This is a genomic window from Pseudomonas sp. HN2, assembly GCF_020736465.1.
GTDB classification, from domain to species: Bacteria; Pseudomonadota; Gammaproteobacteria; order Pseudomonadales; family Pseudomonadaceae; genus Aquipseudomonas; species Aquipseudomonas moraviensis_A.
The window spans coordinates 417,449-437,003 of the sequence record NZ_CP085885.1 but is presented as its reverse complement, the minus strand read 5'-3'; the positions used below and the strand labels follow the sequence as shown (position 1 = coordinate 437,003).

Below are 19,555 nucleotides of genomic sequence, written 5' to 3'. Positions count from 1 at the left end.
AGCGATAGCGGACCCTGTGGGAGCGAGCCTGCTCGCGAAGAGGTCGTGTCAGGCGGTATCAATGCCGTCTGACCCACCGCTTTCGCGAGCAGGCTCGCTCCCACATTTGAATCAGGGTCGCCCACACATCGGACGCCAGCCCATGAATCGAATCCCCACCGACATCAAACTGCACAAAGCCTCGAAAACCCTGACGCTCACTTATGCGTCCGGCGAGGAATTCACCCTGCCCGCCGAGTTTCTGCGTGTGCACTCCCCCTCCGCCGAGGTCCAGGGCCACGGCAAACCGATCCTGCAATTCGGCAAGCTCAATGTTGGTTTGAGCAAGCTGGAGCCGGCCGGCAACTATGCACTGAAACTGACCTTCGACGACGGTCACGACAGTGGCCTGTTCACCTGGGAATACCTCTACGAACTCGGCAAACGCCAGAACGAACTCTGGGACGATTATCTCGCCGAGTTGCGCGCTGCCGGAAAATCCCGCGATCCGAACGAGTCGTTCGTCAAGCTGATGCTCTAGCCCGTGGCTCTTGCTCTTTAGAGGGCATTTTCTAACTTCATCTGTTTGAATGCTCCGCTCACGCAGCCCAGGATGGGCCGCTTGCGAAAAAAATTAAACTCGGGTAACCAATGGAGCTGGCAAGTTCCCTGCAGTGCTCTACGACTGTAAAGCAGCCATGCAGAATCAACGGTCACCCGAGCAGTAGTACCCGGCATTGGCTGTGGAAGCGACAGCGCAAGACCGGGTACTCGTCTCAGGACAATGGAGCGTCGTAGATGAGTGACAAGAATAACGATGACCTGAAGTACCAAGCCTCGGAAAACACCCTGGGACTTAACCCCGTCGTCGGGCTGCGCGGAAAGGATCTGCTGGCCTCTGCTCGAATGGTGCTGAAACAGGCCATCAGACAACCGATTCACAGCGTCAGGCACGTGACCCATTTCGGCCTCGAACTGAAGAACGTGCTGCTGGGCAAATCCGCCCTGCAACCGGCCGGCGATGACCGCCGTTTTGCCGACCCGGCGTGGAGCCAGAACCCGCTGTACAAACGCTATCTGCAAACCTACCTGGCCTGGCGCAAGGAACTGCATGCCTGGATCGACGACAGCAGCCTGTCACCGAAAGACATCGCTCGCGGGCACTTCGTCATCAACCTGATGACCGAAGCCATGGCCCCGACCAATACGGCGGCCAACCCGGCAGCGGTCAAACGCTTCTTCGAAACCGGCGGCAAGAGCCTGCTCGATGGCCTCTCGCATCTGGCCAAGGATCTGGTGCACAACGGCGGCATGCCGAGCCAGGTCAACATGGGTGCGTTCGAGGTCGGCAAGAGCCTCGGCGTCACCGAAGGCGCCGTGGTGTTTCGCAACGACGTGCTGGAGCTGATCCAGTACCGGCCGATCACCGAGCAGGTCCACGAGCGCCCGTTGCTGGTGGTGCCACCGCAGATCAACAAGTTCTATGTTTTCGATTTGAGCCCGGACAAGAGCCTGGCGCGTTTCTGCCTGCGCAACAACGTGCCGACCTTCATCATCAGTTGGCGCAATCCGACCAAGGCCCAGCGCGAATGGGGTTTGTCGACCTACATCGAAGCGCTGAAGGAAGCGGTGGACGTGGTCACCGCAATCACCGGCAGCAAAGATGTCAACATGCTCGGTGCCTGCTCCGGCGGCATCACCTGCACCGCCCTGCTCGGCCACTACGCCGCGCTTGGTCAGAACAAGGTCAACGCCCTCACCCTGCTGGTGAGCGTGCTCGACACCACCCTGGACAGCGATGTCGCCCTGTTCGTTGATGAGCAGACCCTCGAGACCGCCAAGCGCCACTCCTATCAGGCCGGCGTGCTTGAAGGCAAAGACATGGCCAAGGTCTTCGCCTGGATGCGTCCCAACGACCTGATCTGGAATTACTGGGTCAACAATTACCTGCTCGGCAATGAGCCGCCAGTGTTCGACATCCTGTTCTGGAACAACGACACCACGCGCTTGCCCGCCGCATTCCACGGCGACCTGATCGAGATGTTCAAAAACAATCCACTGATCCGCCCCAATGCACTGGAAGTGTGCGGCACGCCGATCGACCTCAAGCAGGTGACCGCCGACATTTTCTCGCTGGCCGGGACCAACGACCACATCACCCCGTGGAAGTCCTGCTACAAGTCGGCGCAGCTGTTCGGCGGAAAAGTTGAATTCGTGCTGTCGAGCAGCGGCCATATCCAGAGCATCCTCAACCCGCCGGGCAATCCGAAGTCGCGCTATATGACCGGCGAAGAAATGGCCGCGACTGCCGATGACTGGCAGGAAAACTCGACCAAGCACACCGATTCCTGGTGGCTGTACTGGCAGGCATGGCTGGCCGAGCGCTCAGGCAACCTGAAAAAGGCCCCGACGAAACTGGGCAACAAGGCGTATCCGGCGGGCGAGGCTTCGCCGGGCACTTATGTTCACGAACGGTAACTGACACCCCCCGGACGCTGTAGGAGCTGTCGAGTGAAACGAGGCTGCGATCTCTTGATGTCGTCGTAAAAGATCAAAAGATCGCAGCCTCGTTTCACTCGTCAGCTCCTACTGGATACGGGTGGACTTGAAATCTACAGGGCCTCACGCATGCCGCAACCGTTCATATTCCGCACCGTCGATCTGGATGGCCAGACCCTCCGCACAGCGGTGCGCCCCGGCAAGCCCCATTTGACGCCTCTGCTGATTTTCAACGGCATCGGCGCCAACCTGGAACTGGTGTTTCCGTTCGTCGCGGCGCTGGACCCGGATCTGGAAGTGATTGCCTTCGACGTGCCCGGGGTCGGCGGTTCGTCGACACCGAACCGGCCATATCGCTTTCCCGGTCTGGCGAAACTGACGGCGCGGATGCTCGATTATCTCGACTACGGTCAGGTCAATGTGATCGGCGTGTCGTGGGGCGGCGCCCTGGCGCAGCAGTTTGCCTACGACTACCCCGAGCGCTGCAAGAAACTGGTGCTGGCGGCCACCGCTGCCGGTGCGGTGATGGTGCCGGGCAAACCTAAAGTGCTGTGGATGATGGCCAGCCCGCGCCGCTACATTCAGCCGTCCCATGTGATTCGCATCGCGCCGATGATCTACGGCGGCTCGTTCCGCCGCGACCCGACGCTGGCTGCCAGCCATGCGGCGAAAGTGCGTTCGGCGGGCAAGCTCGGTTACTACTGGCAGCTGTTCGCCGGCCTCGGCTGGACCAGCATTCACTGGCTGCACAAGATCCATCAGCCGACGCTGGTACTGGCCGGCGATGACGATCCGCTGATCCCGCTGATCAACATGCGCATGCTTGCCTGGCGCATTCCCAACGCGCAGTTGCACATCATCGATGACGGCCATCTGTTCCTGATCACCCGCGCCGAAGCGGTGGCGCCGATCATCATGAAGTTTCTCGAGGAGGAGCGTCTGCGCGCGGTCATGCACCCGCATCCGACACCGCTGGGCGGCTGATGGCGGCGGCAGGCTTTATGCAGCACTTTTAATATCAAGCGCGCGGCAGGACGCCGCGCAGGCAGCAACCGGCAACAGCGTCTATGGTGTTCTGGTTCGGTGAGTGTGTTTTTGCCCTGAAGACGAAGGAGTGTTGAGTCATGCGCGAAAAACCAGCGACGGGCGTGGTGCCCAGCCCCGCCGTGTTTATCAACGCCCAAAGCGCGATCGCCGGCCTGCGTGGCAGGGATCTGCTGTCGACCCTGCGCAGCGTCGCCGCCCACGGCTTGCGCAATCCGTTGCACAGCGCGAGGCACGCGTTGACATTGGGCGGACAACTGGGCCGCGTTCTGCTCGGCGAAACCCTGCATCCGACCAATCCGCAAGACAGCCGCTTCGCCGATCCGGCGTGGAGCCTCAACCCGTTCTATCGGCGCAGCCTGCAGGCGTATCTGGCCTGGCAGAAACAGGTCAAGAGCTGGATCGACGAAGGCGACATGAGTCCCGAAGATCGCGCCCGTGCGCACTTCGCTTTCACCCTGCTCAATGACGCGGTGGCGCCTTCCAATACGCTGCTCAATCCGCTGGCGGTCAAGGAGCTGTTCAACTCCGGCGGGCAGAGTCTGGTGCGCGGTCTCAGCCACCTGTTCGATGATCTGCTGCACAACGACGGCCTGCCACGACAAGTGACCAGGCAGGCGTTCGAGGTCGGCAAAACCGTAGCGACCACCACAGGATCGGTGGTATTCCGCAACGAAATGTTCGAGTTGATCCAGTACAAATCGATGAGCGAAAAGCAGTACGCCAAGCCGTTGCTGGTGGTGCCGCCGCAAATCAACAAGTACTACATCTTCGATCTGAGCCCGCAGAACAGCTTCGTCCAGTACGCCCTGAAAAACAGCCTGCAGACTTTCATGATCAGCTGGCGCAACCCCGATGTGCGCCATCGCGAGTGGGGCCTGTCGAGTTACGTCGAAGCGGTCGAAGAAGCGATGAACATCTGCCGGGCGATTACCGGCGCGCGCGAAGTTAACCTGATGGGCGCCTGCGCCGGCGGCCTGACCATCGCCGCCCTGCAAGGCCATCTGCAGGCCAAACGGCAACTGCGTCGGGTCGCCAGCGCGACGTATCTGGTCAGCCTGCTCGACAGCCAGATCGACACCCCGGCCACGCTGTTCGCCGATGAACAAACACTGGAAGCAGCCAAGCGTCGCTCGTATCAGAGGGGCGTGCTCGACGGTCGCGACATGGCCAGGGTCTTCGCCTGGATGCGCCCCAACGATTTGATCTGGAGCTACTTCGTCAACAACTACCTGCTGGGCAAAGAGCCGCCAGCCTTCGACATCCTCTACTGGAACAACGACAACACGCGCCTGCCCGCGGCGTTGCACGGTGATCTGCTGGACTTCTTCAAGCACAACCCGCTGACCCACGCGGGCGGTCTCGAGGTGTGCGGCACGCCGATCGATCTGCAGAAGGTCAACGTCGACAGCTTCAGCGTCGCCGGCATGAACGACCACATCACGCCATGGGACGCGGTGTACCGCTCGACCCTGCTGCTCGGTGGCGAGCGGCGCTTCGTGCTGTCCAACAGCGGCCACGTGCAAAGCATCCTCAACCCGCCGAGCAATCCGAAAGCTGCCTACGTCGAAAACGCCAGACTGAGCAGCGACCCGCGCGCCTGGTACTACGACGCCAGACATGTCGAGGGCAGTTGGTGGCCGCAGTGGCTGGAGTGGGTCGCGCAGCGCTCCGGCGCGCTGCACGAGACCCGTACCACCCTCGGCAGCCCGAATTATCCACCGATGGAAGCGGCACCCGGCACCTACGTGCATGTGCGTTGACGCTCAACCGAATTTTTCTAAGAAGACTGGATGAAAACCCGCGACCGGATTCTCGAATGTGCGCTGCAACTGTTCAACGAAAAGGGCGAGCCGAACGTGTCCACCATGGAAGTGGCCAACGAAATGGGGATCAGCCCCGGCAACCTCTACTACCACTTCCACGGCAAGGAACCGCTGATTCTCGGTCTGTTCGAGCGCTTCCAGCATGAACTCGCGCCACTGCTCGACCCACCGCCGGAGGTGGAACTGGCACCGGAGGATTACTGGCTGTTTCTGCATTTGATCGTCGAGAGGCTGGCGCAATACCGGTTCCTGTTCCAGGACCTGTCGAACCTCGCCGGACGCCTGCCGAAACTGGCCAAGGGCATTCGCAACCTGCTTAACGCGTTGAAGAGGACGCTGGCGTCGCTGCTGGCGCGGTTGAAGGCTGCCGGGCAACTGGTCAGCGATACCCAGGCGCTGGGGCAACTGGTGGAGCAGGTGACCATGACGTTGCTGTTCTCACTGGATTACCAGCGGATCCTCGATCGTGAGGGTGAGGTTCGGTTGGTGGTTTATCAGATCATGATGCTGGTGGCGCCGCATCTGCTGCCGCCGGTGAAGGTGGCGACAGAGCGGATGGCGCTGCAATACCTTGAGGATCACGACTGACCTGAAAAGCCCCTCACCCTATCCCTCTCCCAGAGGGAGAGGGGATTGATTGGGGGATGTTCGAGAGCTACGCCGACCTGAGCGAGCTTTTTCGAATCCATAATCGACTCGATTTTTTCAGGTCGATGTATGACGCAGGACACCTCGGTCGGCTCCCTCTCCTAGGGGAGAGGGCTGGGGTGAGGGGCCGCTTGGAATGCACAAACAAAAACGCCCGACCTTCACAGGCCGGGCGTTTTTGATTTGCCCTGAAATCAGGACTGACTGGATGGCGTCGACGGAGTCGATGCTGCAGTCGGGGTAGCTGCTGCCGTGGGTGCCGCAGCGGAATTTGCCGCGTTGGCCGGAGCTGTTGGAGCCGTCGATGGCGCGGCGGCCGGTTTCGGTGCAGCGGCTTTCGGCGCGGCCGGTTTTTTCACTGCAGGCTTTTTCGCCGCAGCCGGTTTGGCCGCAGGCTTCGCAGCAGGTTTGGCGGCAGCGGTCTTCGCTGCTGGCTTGGCCGCTGGTTTCGCTGCAGTTTTAGCCGCAGGTTTTGCTGCCGCCTTGGTTGCCGGTTTGGCAGGGGCTTTGGCGGCAACCGGTTTGGCGGCCGCTTTGGCCGCAGGCTTGGCGGCTGCCGTTTTCGCGGCCGGCTTGGCCGCAGCTTTCGCAGCAGGTTTTGCCGCCGCTTTGGTCAGTGGCTTGGCTGCGGTTTTCGTTGCAGGTTTGGCCGCCGCAGTTTTGCTAGCCGGTTTCGCCGCCGCGGTTTTCGCCGCTACGGGCTGAGCCTTCAGACCGGTGAGTTTCTCGATCTGCCTGGTCAGCGTATCGACCTTGGCGTTGAGCGCCTTGACCTCATTGCGGCTCGGCACACCCAGGCGCGAAATCGCGCTGTTCAGGCGCTTGTCGAACGCGCCTTCCAGCTCGTCCCATTTGCCCAGTGCGCGGTCTTTCACGCCGCTGATGCGCGACTTCGCCGAGGAGGTCGAGCCCTCGACTTTCTTGCCGACTGCTGTCTTGGTGAGCTTCTCGGCTTTCTCGCCGTCTTTGACCAATGCATCGAAGAGTTTGCTGCCGTCAGTGTCGATCTTCGAGTACACGCCTAAACCAGCCAGCCAGATCTTGCGGGAGTAGGACTCGACCTTCCCGACCCACGAGCTGCTTTCTTTATCGGTGTTCTTTTTGCCAGCCATCCCGTTCTCCTTAAGATTTTCGCGCGACGCGTTCGAGCAATGCCGTCAGCTCATCGAGCTTAGCAGAGAGTGCCTCAACGTCATGTTTAGACGGAATGCCGATCCGATTCAAGGCGCTGGCCACACGGTTGTCGAAGGCCTTCTCGACCTTGTCCAGCTGAACTTCAACACGACCCTTGAACGAGCTGACCTGAATGGCCGCATCATCGATCTCGGCGTTGGCCGCGAGGAGTTTTTCGCTGACGGCTTTTTTGCCTTTCTTTTCAACAGTTTGACCAGCGGCGACGAGTTCCTGGAAGTACTCGCTGCCCTCCTGGCCGACCTTGGTATAGGCGCCCAAGCCTGCCAGCCAGATCTTGCGGGCATAGGATTTGACGTCGCTCAGAGTGGAAGTCGGAGCGTCGATTTTTTTCTTCAAAATGACTTTGGCCATGGTGCACCTCACGCGCAGAAGGTTTGAGGAACTGCCGGACGAGTGTCGGGCTCAGGCACAAAGTAGGTAGAAAAATTAGAAAGGGCACCCTAACCAGTGGGCGCACCAGAACAAATGTAGGAGTGAGCCTGCTCGCGATAGCGGTCTGTCAGTCAAATTATCTGTGACTGACAGACCGCTATCGCGAGCAGGCTCACTCCTACAGGGGATCGTGTTTCAGGCCAGGGCTTTGTCGAGGGCTTTTTCGATCTCGGCTTTGATCATGCCGCTCATGGCCGACATCATCAGGCCCAGCTCGACGTCGACCCTGATCGAATCGTCCGCCACATGCACTGCGCCTTTCACGCCCGAGCGCTTGAGGTTCAGGGTGTCGCCTGACCACTGCGGCTCCAGGCCGTATTGTTCATTGAGTTTCCTGGCCAGTTTGTCGGCCTTCTCGCGGGCGGCTTCCTTGCCCAGGGTGTGGGCGCGCTCAACACTGATTTTGGCCATGGAATGACTCCTGATGATTGAATGGCTGACGTGGAATCTTGACCGCATCTGCGGCAAATCGTCCCGAAGGTTGCCCATCTTACCTTTAGCCATTCCAAGACAAAGCATGGCTTGGGGATTAGAATGTCGCGCATTCTCTTTTGGTGACAGCGATATGACTGATCAGCGCAAAGGCAGCGATGCCGAACCCACCACTCACTTCGGCTTCAAAAACGTTCCGGAAAGCCAGAAAGCGGAAAAAGTCGCTGAGGTTTTCCATTCCGTAGCCGCGAAATACGACCTGATGAACGACCTTCTGTCGGGCGGCATGCACCGCCTGTGGAAGCGTTTCGCGATCGAGCTTTCCGGCGTGCGCAGCGGCAACCGCGTGCTCGACATCGCCGGCGGCACCGGCGACCTGACCCGCAAGTTCTCGCACCTCGTCGGCCCGACTGGCCAAGTGGTGTTGGCCGACATCAACGAATCGATGCTCAAGGTCGGCCGTGATCGCCTGCTCGACCTCGGCGTTGCCGGCAATGTCGAATTCGTCCAGGCCGACGCAGAAAAGCTGCCGTTCCCGGACAACCATTTCGACTGCGTAACCATCGCCTTCGGCCTGCGCAACGTGACGCACAAAGAGGACGCGCTGCGTTCGATGCTGCGCGTGCTCAAGCCCGGCGGACGCCTGCTGGTGCTGGAGTTCTCCAAGCCGACCAATGCGCTGATGTCCAAAGCCTACGACGCCTACTCGTTCGCCTTCATGCCGCTGATGGGCAAGCTGATCACCAATGACTCGGAAAGCTACCGCTACCTGGCCGAATCGATCCGCATGCACCCGAATCAGGAAACCCTGAAGTCGATGATGGTCGAAGCCGGCTTCGACCGCGTGACCTATCACAACATGACCGCAGGTATCGTCGCCCTGCACCGCGGCATCAAGCCCTGATGTTGCTGACCGGGCTGCTCGCCAGCGTCGAACTCGGCCTCAACCGGGTGCTGCGTCTCGACAGCACGGCGCTGCCGCGCCTGGCGCATCTGACCGGCAAGGTGATTGCCGTCGATTGCCGCAGCCCGGCCCTGCAACTGTTCATTCTGCCCAGCGACGAAGGCCTGATGCTGGCTTCACAGTGGGCGGCGGACGTCGATTGCACATTGCGCGCACCGGCCTCGAGCCTGGTGAAACTGGCCCTGAGCAAAGACAAGACCGCCGTGCTGCACGCTCCGGAAGTCGAGCTCGAAGGCGACAGCGGCGTGTTGCTGGAGCTGGCCGGCGTGCTGCAAGACCTCGAGCTGGACTGGGAGTACGAACTCTCGCGCTGGCTCGGTCCGGTCGCCACGCAGTTGCTCGGTGGTCATCTGCGCAGCCGCGCGCGCTGGTATCAACAAGGATTTGCCAGCCTCAACCAGAATCTTGCCGAATACCTCGCCGAAGAATCGCGCACCCTCGTCGGGCAACGCGAAGCCGAAGCGCGGTTCAGCGAACTGGACCGGATCAAACTTGATCTGGAACGACTCGAGGCGCGTTTCGAGCGCCTTTCCCGATCCCTCGACCCAAGCGATAACGCATGAAGCTGCTTGCCGTCCGCCGTCTGTTGCGCATCCAGCGCGTCGTGATCCGCTACCGCCTCGATGACCTGCTGTTCGATCTTCCGCTGCCGTGGTTTCTCCTGGCCGTGCGCTTTCTGCTGCCGTGGCGCTGGCTGCCGCGCAAGCCGCTGGAGCTCAACCGTGGCGCGCGCTTGCGTCTGGCGTTGCAGGATCTGGGGCCGATCTTCATCAAGTTCGGGCAGATCCTTTCGACCCGTCGCGACCTGTTGCCGGAAGACATCGCCGATGAGCTGATGCTCTTGCAGGATCGCGTGCCGCCGTTCGATTCGCAGGTGTCGATCAAGCTGATCGAAGAACAGCTGGGCAAGAAAATCAGCGAAGTGTTCAGCCGTTTCGACGTTGAACCGCTGGCCTCGGCCTCGGTGGCGCAGGTGCATGCGGCGCAGCTCAAAAGCGGCGAAGAAGTGGTGGTCAAGGTCATTCGCCCTGGCCTGAAACCGGTGATTGCCCAAGATCTGGCGTGGCTGTTCATCCTCGCCCGCGCTGCCGAGAAATTCTCCGCTGACGCGCGCCTGCTGCACCCGGTCGACGTGGTGCAGGATTACGAAAAAACCATTTACGACGAACTCGACCTGTTGCGCGAGGCGGCCAACGCCAGCCAGTTGCGCCGCAACTTCGAGGGCTCGCAGCTGCTGTACGTGCCGCAAGTCTACTGGGACTGGTGCCGGCCGAAAGTGCTGGTGATGGAGCGCATCTACGGGATTCAGGTCACTGACCTGGCGACCCTCGCCGACCAGCGCACCGACATGAAAATGCTCGCCGAGCGCGGTGTGGAGATCTTCTTCACGCAAGTGTTCCGCGACAGTTTCTTCCACGCCGACATGCACCCGGGCAACATCTTCGTCAGCACCGTCAACCCGTGGAGCCCGCAGTACATTGCGATCGACTGCGGCATCGTCGGCAGCCTGACCCCGGAAGACCAGGATTATCTGGCGCGCAATCTGTTCGCCTTCTTCAAGCGTGACTACCGCCGTGTCGCGCAGTTGCACATCGACTCGGGCTGGGTGCCGGCGGAAACCAAACTCAATGAATTCGAAGCGGCGATCCGTACCGTCTGCGAACCGATCTTCGAAAAACCGTTAAAAGATATTTCATTTGGCCAGGTGCTGATGCGCCTGTTCCAGACCGCGCGCCGCTTCAACATGGAGGTGCAGCCCCAACTGGTGCTGTTGCAGAAGACTCTGCTGAACATCGAAGGCCTCGGTCGCCAGCTGTATCCGGATCTGGATCTGTGGAACACCGCGCAGCCGTTTCTCGAGCGCTGGATGCGCGAGCGCGTCAGCCCGAAAGCCTTGCTGGGCAACGTGCAGAGCCAGCTGGAGCAGATTCCGCACCTGTCGAACATGGCCCGCGACCTGCTCGAGCGCATGTCGCAACCCCATGCCAAAGACCCGCCGCCGCCGTGGCACAAACGCAAGGACGACTGGTTCCTGCGCCTGCTCGGCTGCGCACATCTGGCCGGCGGCGCGACCCTCGCCGCTGGTGGCCCGCTGACCGATTGGGCGCACTGGCCCGCGGGGATCATGGTGGCGGTCGGCTTGTATCTGGTCGTTCGCCGATAGCACGAATCGGCTGCAAGTTATAAGCTGCGAGCTGCAAGCTTGACGACACAGGTACACCGCAACCTGCTTTTACTTGCAGCTTGAAGCTTGAAACTCGAAGCTGCTTTTCAGGAACTGAAGATGAAAAACTGGCTGGACGAGATCAAGTGGGACGCTGACGGCCTGGTGCCGGCGATCGCTCAGGATCACAAGACCGGGCGCGTATTGATGATGGCCTGGATGAACCGCGAAGCGCTGGAACTGACCGCAGCGGAGAATCGTGCAATCTACTGGTCACGTTCCCGTGGCAAGCTGTGGCGCAAGGGCGAAGAGTCCGGCCATGTGCAGACTCTGCATGAAATGCGTCTGGACTGTGACGCCGACGTGATCATCCTGATGGTTGAACAGATCGGCGACATCGCCTGCCACACCGGCCGTCAAAGCTGCTTTTACCGAGTCTTCGAAAACGGCGACTGGAAAACGGTCGACCCGGTTCTGAAAGACCCGCATGCCATCTACTCCGCAGGACACACACATGAGTGACACCCTGACCCGTCTGGCTGAAGTGCTCGAAGAGCGCAAAGGTGCAGCCGCCGACAGTTCGTATGTCGCCAGCCTGTATCACAAGGGGCTGAACAAGATTCTGGAGAAAGTCGGCGAAGAGTCGGTCGAAACCATTATTGCCGCCAAGGATGCCGCGATCAGCGGCGATTGCAGTGATGTGATCTACGAGACCGCCGACCTGTGGTTCCACAGCATGGTCATGCTCGCCCAACTGGGGCAGCATCCGCAGGCCGTGCTGGATGAACTGGACCGTCGCTTCGGCCTGTCCGGACACGTCGAGAAAGCCTCGCGTCCGTCCGCCTGAACAATTTTTAGAGAGGAATCGCCACATGGGCATTTTTGACTGGAAACACTGGGTCGTCATTCTGATTGTCGTGGTGCTGGTGTTCGGTACCAAGAAACTGAAAAACCTCGGTACTGACGTTGGTGAATCAATCAAGGGCTTCCGCAAAGCCATGAATGACGACGAAAAACCGACCGAGCCGAACGTGACCCCGCCGGCGCAGCCAGTGCCACCGGTGCAGCCGCAAACCACCGCCCAGGCCAACCCGCCGCACACCATCGACGTGCAGGCGCAGAAAGTCGAAGAGCCGATCCGCAAAGACGTGTGAGCACTGAATAATGTTTGGTATCAGCTTCTCTGAACTGCTGCTCGTCGGCCTCGTTGCCCTGCTGGTGCTTGGCCCCGAGCGTCTGCCGGGCGCTGCGCGCACCGCCGGTCTGTGGGTCGGCCGCCTGAAGCGCAGCTTCAACGCGATCAAGCAGGAAGTTGAACGTGAGATCGGTGCCGACGAGATCCGTCGGCAACTGCACAACGAACATATTCTGTCGCTGGAGCAGGAGGCGCGGAAGATTTTCAATCCGAACCAGCAGGAGCCGACGCCGGTAGAGCCTGTGGGCGAGCAGACAATTCACAGCGCTTCCGCTCCGACTGCACCTGCACCTGCACCTGCACCGGTTGTAACACCGCCAGCACCGGCGCCGGTTGCCGCGGACACATTGGTTGAACACGTAGCTCCCACCGCCGCGCCGACTACACCTGCGCCTCACGACACCACTTTGCCGCCGCGAGCCCCATGAGCGATCTTCCGGAAAACGACCAGCACATGCCGCTGGTTTCGCACCTCACCGAGTTGCGCACCCGCCTGCTGCGTTGCGTGGCGGCGATCTTCATTATCTTTGCCGGGCTGTTCGCCTTTACCCAGCAGATCTACACCTTCGTCTCGACGCCGCTGCGCCAGTACCTGCCGGTCGGCGCGACGATGATCGCCACCGACGTGTCGTCGCCATTCCTGACGCCGCTGAAGCTGACGATGATGGTTTCGCTGTTTCTTGCGATTCCGGTGATCCTGCACCAGATCTGGGGCTTTATTGCGCCAGGCCTGTACAAGCATGAAAAACGCGTTGCGGTACCGCTGCTGATCTCTAGCATCCTGCTGTTCTACATCGGCATGGCGTTCGCCTATTACTTCGTCTTTCCGCTGATCTTCAAGTTCTTCGCCGCCGCCACCCCGGCCGGCGTGGAAATGATGACCGACATCGCCAGCTACCTCGATTTCGTCATGACGCTGTTCTTCGCCTTCGGCGTGGCGTTCGAGATTCCGGTGGCCGTGGTGCTGCTGGTGTGGATCGGCGTGGTCGACGTCAAATACCTGAAGAAGATCCGTCCGTACGTGATCATCGGCTGCTTCGTGGTCGGGATGATCCTGACGCCGCCGGACATCTTCTCGCAGACCCTGCTGGCCGTGCCGATGTGGATGCTGTTCGAGATCGGCATCCTCTTCGGCGCGCTGGTCAGCAAGCGCGAACGCCCGGATGAAACGCCGGCCGACGATCACAACGATCAGCCGCCAGCGACCCAGGCATGAACCTGCTGCTGCTCGAAGAGGCCGATTTCATTGCGGCGGACCGCGTGGTCCTGCGCGATCGCCGCCTGACCCATATGCAGGAAGTCCATCGCTCGGAAGTGGGCGACAGCCTGCGTGTCGGGCGCATCAACGGGCTGATGGGTTCGGCCGAGTTGCTGCGCCTGGAGGCGGGCGAAGCGGAACTGCGTGTCAGCCTCGATCAGCCTCCGCCGGCCAAGCTGCCGCTGACCCTGGTACTGGCCCTGCCCCGGCCGAAAATGCTTCGCCGGGTGTTCCAGACCGTTGCGACCATGGGCGTGGCCAAGGTGATTCTGGTCAACAGTTACCGCGTGGAGAAAAGCTTCTGGCAGACACCGTTTCTGGAGCCGGAAGCGATTCGTGAGCAATTGATTCTTGGCCTCGAACAGGCCCGCGATACGGCGTTGCCCGAGATCGTCATCGAGAAGCGCTTCAAGCCTTTCGTTGAAGATCGACTGCCGGCAATCACCGACGGCACCCTCGGTCTGGTCGGCCATCCCGGCAACTACCCGCCCTGCCCCCGCGCCCTCAGCGAACCGGTGACATTGGCCATCGGCCCCGAGGGTGGCTGGATTCCCTACGAAATCGAACTGCTGGCCAAGTCCGGCCTGCAACCGGTGCAACTGGGCGAGCGCATCCTGCGCGTCGAAACCGCCGTCACCGCACTGCTCGCGCGCCTGTTCTAATCCAAGCAACTTTTGTGGCGAGGGAGCTTGCTCCCGCTTGGGCGCGAAGCGGCCATCGCTCTTTCTCTCACGAGCAACGCACTTGCCGATGTTACGACGGCTGCGCCGTCGAGCGGGAGCAAGCTCCCTCGCCACAGAATCGCGACAACCACGGACAAGTGGCGTTACAGATTGCCATCAGCCAGCCGATACAGCCCCTATAAGTCCAATTTTAGTGGTCCGAAGGGAGTGGTCGCATGTACCGTTGGTTAGCCGAGAGTCTTGGAAACGTCAGCGTCAAACGCAAGCTGGGCATCGGTTTCGGCCTGGTGCTGTTACTGACGCTGTTGATCACTTTCACCGGCTGGACCGGCATGAGCGGCATCATCAGCCGCGGCGACAAGCTCGGCTTCATCTCGAGCCTCAATGAGCTGACCAAAGACCTGCGCCTGGCGCGCATGGACTACGACATGCGCCGTGGCGAACAGGGCCCGGGCGCGGTCAACGAATTCCTCAACAAACTCGAAAGCGGTCTGCAATCGGCACGCGGCATGATCGAGCAGCCGTCCGATGTGGCGATGGTCGACCAGCAATTGGCTGCGGTTGCCGAATACAAACGCGCCTTCGGCGAAATGACCCAGGCCACCGTGCAGCGTGAAGATGCGCGCAGCAAGCTGGGCGCCAACGCCGACAATGCCGTGGCCAGGGTCGGCGAAGTCGAAAGTGCACTGCTGCAGGGCGACAGCGTCGCGCAGTACAACGCGGTGATCGAGCTGAGCAAATTGCTCCAGCAAGCGCGCTATCAAGTGCGCGGCTACACCTACAGCGGCAAGGCCGACGCCGAGCAACCGGCGCTGACCGCCATCGACAACGCCCTGAAAAACCTCGAAAGCCTGCCGACCCGCGTGCCGGAGCAGCACATCGCCAACCTGCAGCAAGCCACCGACTCGCTCAAGGCTTATCGTGCAGCCGTGGCTCAGTTCCGTGACTCGCAGGTGAAAAACACTGCCGCACTGGCGAACATGGCGGCTCAGGGCGACATCCTCATGGCGCTCAGCAAGAAACTCACCGAATCGCAAACCGTGGTGCGCGACACTGACGCTGCCCACGCCAAGAACATGCTGCTGATCGCCACCGTGCTGGCGCTGGTGTTCGGTCTGCTGGCAGCGTGGATCATCACTCGGCAAATCATCATTCCGCTGACCCAGACCCTGAAAGTGGCCGAACGCGTGGCGGCCGGCGACCTGACTCACAATCTGGTCTCCCTGCGTCGCGACGAACTCGGCCAGTTGCAGCGCTCGATGCAAAGCATGACTCAGGGCCTGCGCGAATTGATCGGTGGCATCAGCGACGGCGTCACGCAGATCGCCAGCGCCGCCGAAGAACTCTCGGCCGTGACCGAGCAGACCAGCGCCGGGGTCAACAATCAGAAGGTCGAGACCGATCAGGTCGCCACCGCCATGAACGAAATGGCCGCCACCGTGCAGGAAGTCGCGCGCAACGCTGAAGAAGCTTCGGAAGCCGCTGTCGCCGCCGACCAACAGGCCCGTGAGGGCGACAAGGTGGTCGGCGAAGCCATCGCGCAGATCGAGCGCCTGGCGATCGAGGTCGGGCATTCCACCGAAGCCATGGGCGAGCTCAAGCGCGAAAGCGACAAGATCGGCAGCGTGCTCGACGTGATCAAGTCGGTGGCCCAGCAAACCAACCTGCTGGCGCTCAACGCCGCCATCGAGGCCGCACGCGCCGGTGAAGCGGGTCGTGGTTTCGCGGTGGTTGCCGACGAAGTGCGCAGCCTTGCCCAGCGCACGCAGAAGTCCACGGAAGAGATCGAAGAGCTGATCGTCGGCCTGCAAAACGGCACTCAGCAAGTGGCGACGATCATGGACAACAGCCGCAGCCTCACCGACAGCAGCGTCGAACTGACCCGGCGTGCCGGTGGCTCACTGGAAAGCATCACCCGCACCGTCTCGGCGATTCAGGCAATGAACCAGCAGATCGCCGCAGCCGCCGAGCAGCAGAGCGCCGTGGCCGAAGAGATCAACCGCAGCGTGCTGAACGTGCGCGATGTGTCGGATCAGACCTCGGCGGCGAGTGAAGAGACAGCGGCCTCCAGCGTTGAGCTGGCGCGGCTGGGCACGCATCTGCAGATGCTGGTGGGCCGCTTCAAGGTTTAACAGCCCAAAAACAAAAGATCGCAGCCTTCGGCAGCTCCTACAGGTGTACACAAAACCCTGTAGGAGCTGCCGAAGGCTGCGATCTTTTTTGCCGTTAAAGAACCTGTCTTAGAAAGGCCTGAGCCCGCGGATCCTTCGGTGCATCGAAGAACTCCGCCGGCGCTGCATCTTCGAGCAATTTGCCGTGATCGAAGAACAGCACCCGATCCGCCACTTCCCGGGCGAAGCCCATCTCATGGGTGACGCAGACCATGGTCATGCCCTCTACCGCCAGGTTTTTCATCACGTCGAGCACTTCGCCGACCATTTCCGGGTCGAGGGCCGAGGTCGGCTCGTCGAACAGCATGACTTTCGGCTCCATCGCCAGCGCCCGGGCAATCGCCACCCGTTGCTGCTGACCGCCGGACAGGCGTGACGGAAACTCGTGGGCCTTCTGCGCAATGCCGACCTTTTCCAGCAACGCCATGGCCTTGGCTTCGCGTTCTTTCTTGCCGCGCTTGCGCACGACTTTCTGCGCCAGACAGAGGTTTTCCAGCACGGTCATGTGCGGGAACAGGTTGAAATGCTGGAAGACCATGCCGACTTCGCGGCGGTAAGCATTGACGTCGGTTTTCGCGTCGGCCAGTTGCAGGCCGTCGATGCTCACCGAGCCGGAATCGAACTCTTCCAGACCATTGAGGCAACGCAGGAAGGTCGACTTGCCGGAACCGGACGGGCCGATCACCACCAGCACTTCGCCCTTGGCCACCGTGGTGCTGACGTTGTCCACCGCGCGCACCACTTGCCCACGGGTGTCGAAGACTTTTACCAGATCGCGGACTTCAATCACTTTGCGCGAGCCTCCGCTCAAGCCGACTGGCGATTTTCGACAGCGGCAGGTTGATCAACAGGTACAGACCGGCGACGCAGAACAGGATTTCGAACGGCGAAAATGACGTGGTGATGACTTCCCGACCGCTTTTCAGCAGCTCGGTGATGGCGATCACCGACACCAGCGACGTGTCCTTGACCAGACTGATGAACTGCCCGGCCAGCGGCGGCAGCACCCGCTTGAACGCCTGCGGCAGGACCACGTGACGCATCGACTGGCCGGCGCTCAGGCCGAGCGAGCGCGCCGCCTCGTTCTGACCACGGGCAATCGATTGCACGCCGGAACGGATGATCTCCGCCACGTAAGCGCCGGTGAACAGCGACAACGCAGCGATCCCGGCGAACTCGCGGGACAGGTTCATCACCGTGCCGATGAAGAAGTAGAAAATGAAAATCTGCACCAACAGCGGCGTGCCACGAACCAGTTCGACGTAAATCGTCGACAGGTCGCGCAGGGTCGGGTTGCTCGACAGCCGACACAGGCCAGTGACCAGTCCGATCAGCAAGCCGAGCACGCCGGATACCAGCGACAGCCACAACGTCGTCCACAGGCCCCACAACAGCGGCCCTGCCGCCCAGTGCCGGGTCACGCCGACGACATCGCCTTCGGCAACATCGTCGCCCTGTGCGAATTGCAGGCTGTTCTCGTCGACGGTCAGCTTCTGCTCGTCACCGGCGTCGTTGCGCAGAGTGACCTCGGCACTGCCGCCCTTGCGCACCAGTTCGGTGACGGTGGAAATATCCGCGGCGCGCTGGGTTTCTTCAGCTTGATAAGCGAAGTACTGCGGCACGCGATTCCAGCGCCATTCGTAGGACATCAGCGACGTCGCGTAATACAACGCGCCCGCCAGGCCGACCAGCACCAGCACGGTGAGGACGTGCCAGGGCCATTGGGCTTTTTTCTGTTTCATCAAGAGCTAAATCCATAACGATCAGGGTGCCCGCTGCCTCTGTGGCGAGGGAGCTTGCTCCCGCTGGGTTGCGAAGCGGCCCTGAAATCAGCCACCGCGCAACGTCGGGCAAAACCAGTCAACGGGTTTACGACTGCTTCGCAGCCGAGCGGGAGCAAGCTCCCTCGCCACAGGTGACCGGGCTTATTCCATGTCCTTGAGCCACTCGGTGCTCTTGAACCACTTGTCATGGATGCGATCGTAGGTGCCGTCTTCGTGGATCTGGTGCAGGAAGTTGTTGATGAAGTTGAGGCTGTCGAAGTCGCCCTTCTTCAGACCGAAGGCCAGCGGCTCGTAGGTGAACGGCTTGTCGAGGAACACCAGCTTGCCGGCACCCACTTTGTTCAGGGCAACGACGTTGTACGGCGCGTCGTAGATGAAGGCGTCAGCCTTGCCATTGACCACGTCGAGCACAGCCTCCTGCTCGTTGTCGTAGCCGTGGTACTTGGCTTTGGAGATCAGTTTCCTGGCGACCATTTCGCCGGTGGTGCCGAGCTTGGAGGTGATGCGGTAGTCGGCGGTGTTCAGGTCTTTGTAGGACTTGATGGTGCCTTCCAGCTCCTTGCGGATCAGCAGGGTCTGGCCGACGACGATGAACGGATCGCTGAAGTTCAGGCGCAGATTGCGCTCCTGGGTCAGGGTCATGCCGCTGCCGATCATGTCGAACTTGTCGGTCATCAGCGCCGGGATGATGCCGTCGTAACCGGTCGAGACCAGCTCGAGCTTGACGCCCATGGCCTTGGTCATGGCTTTGAGGATATCGACTTCGAAACCGATGATTTCGCCGCGTTTGTTGGTCATCTCGAACGGCATGTAGGTCGGGTCCATGCCGACTTTCAGCGAGCCGCGCTTGACCGCGTCATCGATAGCGCCGGCCTGCGCCGCATTGACTGCAACCAGTGCCGTGACGCCGACCAGCAGCATCGACAGATACTTCTTCATCTTCAAGTCCCCAAAACCATTGCGTGTGCGGCGCGAAAACCAACAGTCACAGGCAAAAAAGCCCGGGTGCGCCAATTCGGGGACGGATGCTAACGCACTCGTTTTTTTGCACAAGGTTTAATGGACGATTTGTTTAACAATCAAGAGCTACCCCCTCACCCCAACCCTCTCCCCCAAGGGGGCGAGGGGGAAAGGGAGCCGATCTTCATGCTGTTCAAATCCGAGATCGACTCGATATCTCAGGTCGGCGTATCTCGAATATCCAACCCGGTCAGTCCCCTCTCCCTCCGGGAGAGGGCTAGGGTGAGGGGCTTTTCAGCAGGCCAAAAAAAACCCCGCAACA

21 protein-coding genes and 1 pseudogene are annotated in these 19,555 nt (G+C 60.8%); 16 read left to right on the top strand and 6 right to left on the bottom strand.

Going from position 1 to position 19,555, the window contains the following annotated elements; all coding sequences use genetic code 11:
• Positions 1-142 precede the first annotated feature (142 nt).
• The 5 genes from LIS66_RS01920 to LIS66_RS01900 all read left to right on the top strand — a co-directional run bounded on the left by LIS66_RS01920 (position 143) and on the right by LIS66_RS01900 (position 5,936).
• Positions 143-520, top strand: coding sequence for a gamma-butyrobetaine hydroxylase-like domain-containing protein (locus tag LIS66_RS01920; RefSeq protein WP_133337328.1), 378 nt, complete (start codon positions 143-145; stop codon positions 518-520).
• A gap of 257 nt (positions 521-777) precedes the next feature.
• Entirely contained in the window at positions 778-2,457 is a 1,680-nt protein-coding gene (phaC, locus tag LIS66_RS01915) for a class II poly(R)-hydroxyalkanoic acid synthase (protein WP_039756663.1), read from the top strand.
• 150 nt (positions 2,458-2,607) lie between these two features.
• Complete coding sequence (gene phaZ / locus LIS66_RS01910; RefSeq protein ID WP_016772063.1) at positions 2,608-3,462, top strand: poly(3-hydroxyalkanoate) depolymerase; 855 nt, start codon at positions 2,608-2,610, stop codon at positions 3,460-3,462.
• Positions 3,463-3,602: 140 nt separating this feature from the next.
• Positions 3,603-5,285, top strand: a complete 1,683-nt coding sequence (gene phaC, locus LIS66_RS01905; protein ID WP_042608684.1) for a class II poly(R)-hydroxyalkanoic acid synthase — start codon at positions 3,603-3,605, stop codon at positions 5,283-5,285.
• 30 nt (positions 5,286-5,315) lie between these two features.
• Positions 5,316-5,936 carry a TetR/AcrR family transcriptional regulator gene (locus LIS66_RS01900; protein WP_042608683.1) on the top strand — a complete coding sequence of 207 codons (621 nt, stop codon included), beginning with the start codon at positions 5,316-5,318 and terminating at the stop codon, positions 5,934-5,936.
• 254 nt (positions 5,937-6,190) lie between these two features.
• On the opposite strand, the gene LIS66_RS01895 is transcribed toward LIS66_RS01900, so the two are convergent.
• The 3 genes from LIS66_RS01895 to LIS66_RS01885 form a co-directional block, all read right to left on the bottom strand.
• Complete coding sequence (locus LIS66_RS01895) at positions 6,191-7,108, bottom strand: phasin family protein (RefSeq protein WP_227973494.1); 918 nt, start codon at positions 7,106-7,108, stop codon at positions 6,191-6,193.
• 10 nt (positions 7,109-7,118) lie between these two features.
• On the bottom strand, positions 7,119-7,541 hold the full coding sequence (locus LIS66_RS01890) for a phasin family protein (RefSeq protein ID WP_227973493.1): 423 nt from the start codon (positions 7,539-7,541) through the stop codon (positions 7,119-7,121).
• A gap of 216 nt (positions 7,542-7,757) precedes the next feature.
• Positions 7,758-8,033, bottom strand: a complete 276-nt coding sequence (locus LIS66_RS01885; protein ID WP_042608680.1) for a polyhydroxyalkanoic acid system family protein — start codon at positions 8,031-8,033, stop codon at positions 7,758-7,760.
• A 154-nt stretch (positions 8,034-8,187) separates the two neighbouring features.
• Between LIS66_RS01885 and ubiE the strand changes: the two genes are divergently transcribed.
• The 11 genes and pseudogenes from ubiE (at position 8,188) to LIS66_RS27855 (ending at position 16,450) form a co-directional block, all read left to right on the top strand.
• Positions 8,188-8,958 carry a bifunctional demethylmenaquinone methyltransferase/2-methoxy-6-polyprenyl-1,4-benzoquinol methylase UbiE gene (ubiE, locus tag LIS66_RS01880; protein ID WP_039756654.1) on the top strand — a complete coding sequence of 257 codons (771 nt, stop codon included), beginning with the start codon at positions 8,188-8,190 and terminating at the stop codon, positions 8,956-8,958.
• Positions 8,958-9,581 (top strand): ubiquinone biosynthesis accessory factor UbiJ, encoded by a 624-nt coding sequence (locus LIS66_RS01875; protein WP_227973492.1) that lies wholly within the window; start codon positions 8,958-8,960, stop codon positions 9,579-9,581. The genes ubiE and LIS66_RS01875 overlap by 1 nt, the downstream gene beginning before the upstream one ends.
• A complete protein-coding gene (gene ubiB / locus LIS66_RS01870; RefSeq protein WP_064363295.1) occupies positions 9,578-11,182 on the top strand; it encodes a ubiquinone biosynthesis regulatory protein kinase UbiB in 1,605 nt (534 codons plus the stop codon). Before LIS66_RS01875 ends, ubiB begins: the two co-directional genes overlap by 4 nt.
• A gap of 120 nt (positions 11,183-11,302) precedes the next feature.
• Positions 11,303-11,704, top strand: coding sequence for a phosphoribosyl-AMP cyclohydrolase (gene hisI, locus LIS66_RS01865; protein ID WP_007899278.1), 402 nt, complete (start codon positions 11,303-11,305; stop codon positions 11,702-11,704).
• Complete coding sequence (locus LIS66_RS01860; protein WP_007909355.1) at positions 11,697-12,029, top strand: phosphoribosyl-ATP diphosphatase; 333 nt, start codon at positions 11,697-11,699, stop codon at positions 12,027-12,029. The genes hisI and LIS66_RS01860 overlap by 8 nt, the downstream gene beginning before the upstream one ends.
• Before the next feature lie 25 nt (positions 12,030-12,054).
• Positions 12,055-12,336 (top strand): twin-arginine translocase TatA/TatE family subunit, encoded by a 282-nt coding sequence (locus LIS66_RS01855; RefSeq protein ID WP_039756649.1) that lies wholly within the window; start codon positions 12,055-12,057, stop codon positions 12,334-12,336.
• A 10-nt stretch (positions 12,337-12,346) separates the two neighbouring features.
• Positions 12,347-12,805 (top strand): Sec-independent protein translocase protein TatB, encoded by a 459-nt coding sequence (tatB, locus tag LIS66_RS01850; RefSeq protein ID WP_227973491.1) that lies wholly within the window; start codon positions 12,347-12,349, stop codon positions 12,803-12,805.
• The gene (gene tatC / locus LIS66_RS01845) at positions 12,802-13,593 is read left to right on the top strand and encodes a twin-arginine translocase subunit TatC (protein ID WP_016772075.1); all 792 of its coding nucleotides are present in this window, start codon (positions 12,802-12,804) and stop codon (positions 13,591-13,593) included. Before tatB ends, tatC begins: the two co-directional genes overlap by 4 nt.
• On the top strand, positions 13,590-14,297 hold the full coding sequence (locus LIS66_RS01840) for a 16S rRNA (uracil(1498)-N(3))-methyltransferase (protein ID WP_227973490.1): 708 nt from the start codon (positions 13,590-13,592) through the stop codon (positions 14,295-14,297). Before tatC ends, LIS66_RS01840 begins: the two co-directional genes overlap by 4 nt.
• Before the next feature lie 236 nt (positions 14,298-14,533).
• Positions 14,534-15,547 (top strand): annotated as a pseudogene (locus LIS66_RS27860) (methyl-accepting chemotaxis protein); the annotation flags it as partial.
• Positions 15,548-15,577: 30 nt separating this feature from the next.
• Positions 15,578-16,450: a methyl-accepting chemotaxis protein gene (locus tag LIS66_RS27855; RefSeq protein ID WP_370695128.1), complete on the top strand. Its 873-nt coding sequence runs from the start codon at positions 15,578-15,580 to the stop codon at positions 16,448-16,450.
• A 94-nt stretch (positions 16,451-16,544) separates the two neighbouring features.
• On the opposite strand, the gene LIS66_RS01830 is transcribed toward LIS66_RS27855, so the two are convergent.
• From LIS66_RS01830 to LIS66_RS01820, 3 genes are all read right to left on the bottom strand, one after another.
• On the bottom strand, positions 16,545-17,279 hold the full coding sequence (locus LIS66_RS01830) for an amino acid ABC transporter ATP-binding protein (protein ID WP_042608674.1): 735 nt from the start codon (positions 17,277-17,279) through the stop codon (positions 16,545-16,547).
• The gene (locus tag LIS66_RS01825) at positions 17,272-18,231 is read right to left on the bottom strand and encodes an amino acid ABC transporter permease (protein WP_080902497.1); all 960 of its coding nucleotides are present in this window, start codon (positions 18,229-18,231) and stop codon (positions 17,272-17,274) included. The genes LIS66_RS01830 and LIS66_RS01825 overlap by 8 nt, the downstream gene beginning before the upstream one ends.
• 183 nt (positions 18,232-18,414) lie before the next feature.
• Entirely contained in the window at positions 18,415-19,212 is a 798-nt protein-coding gene (locus LIS66_RS01820; RefSeq protein WP_039756640.1) for a transporter substrate-binding domain-containing protein, read from the bottom strand.
• Positions 19,213-19,555: the final 343 nt, after the last annotated feature.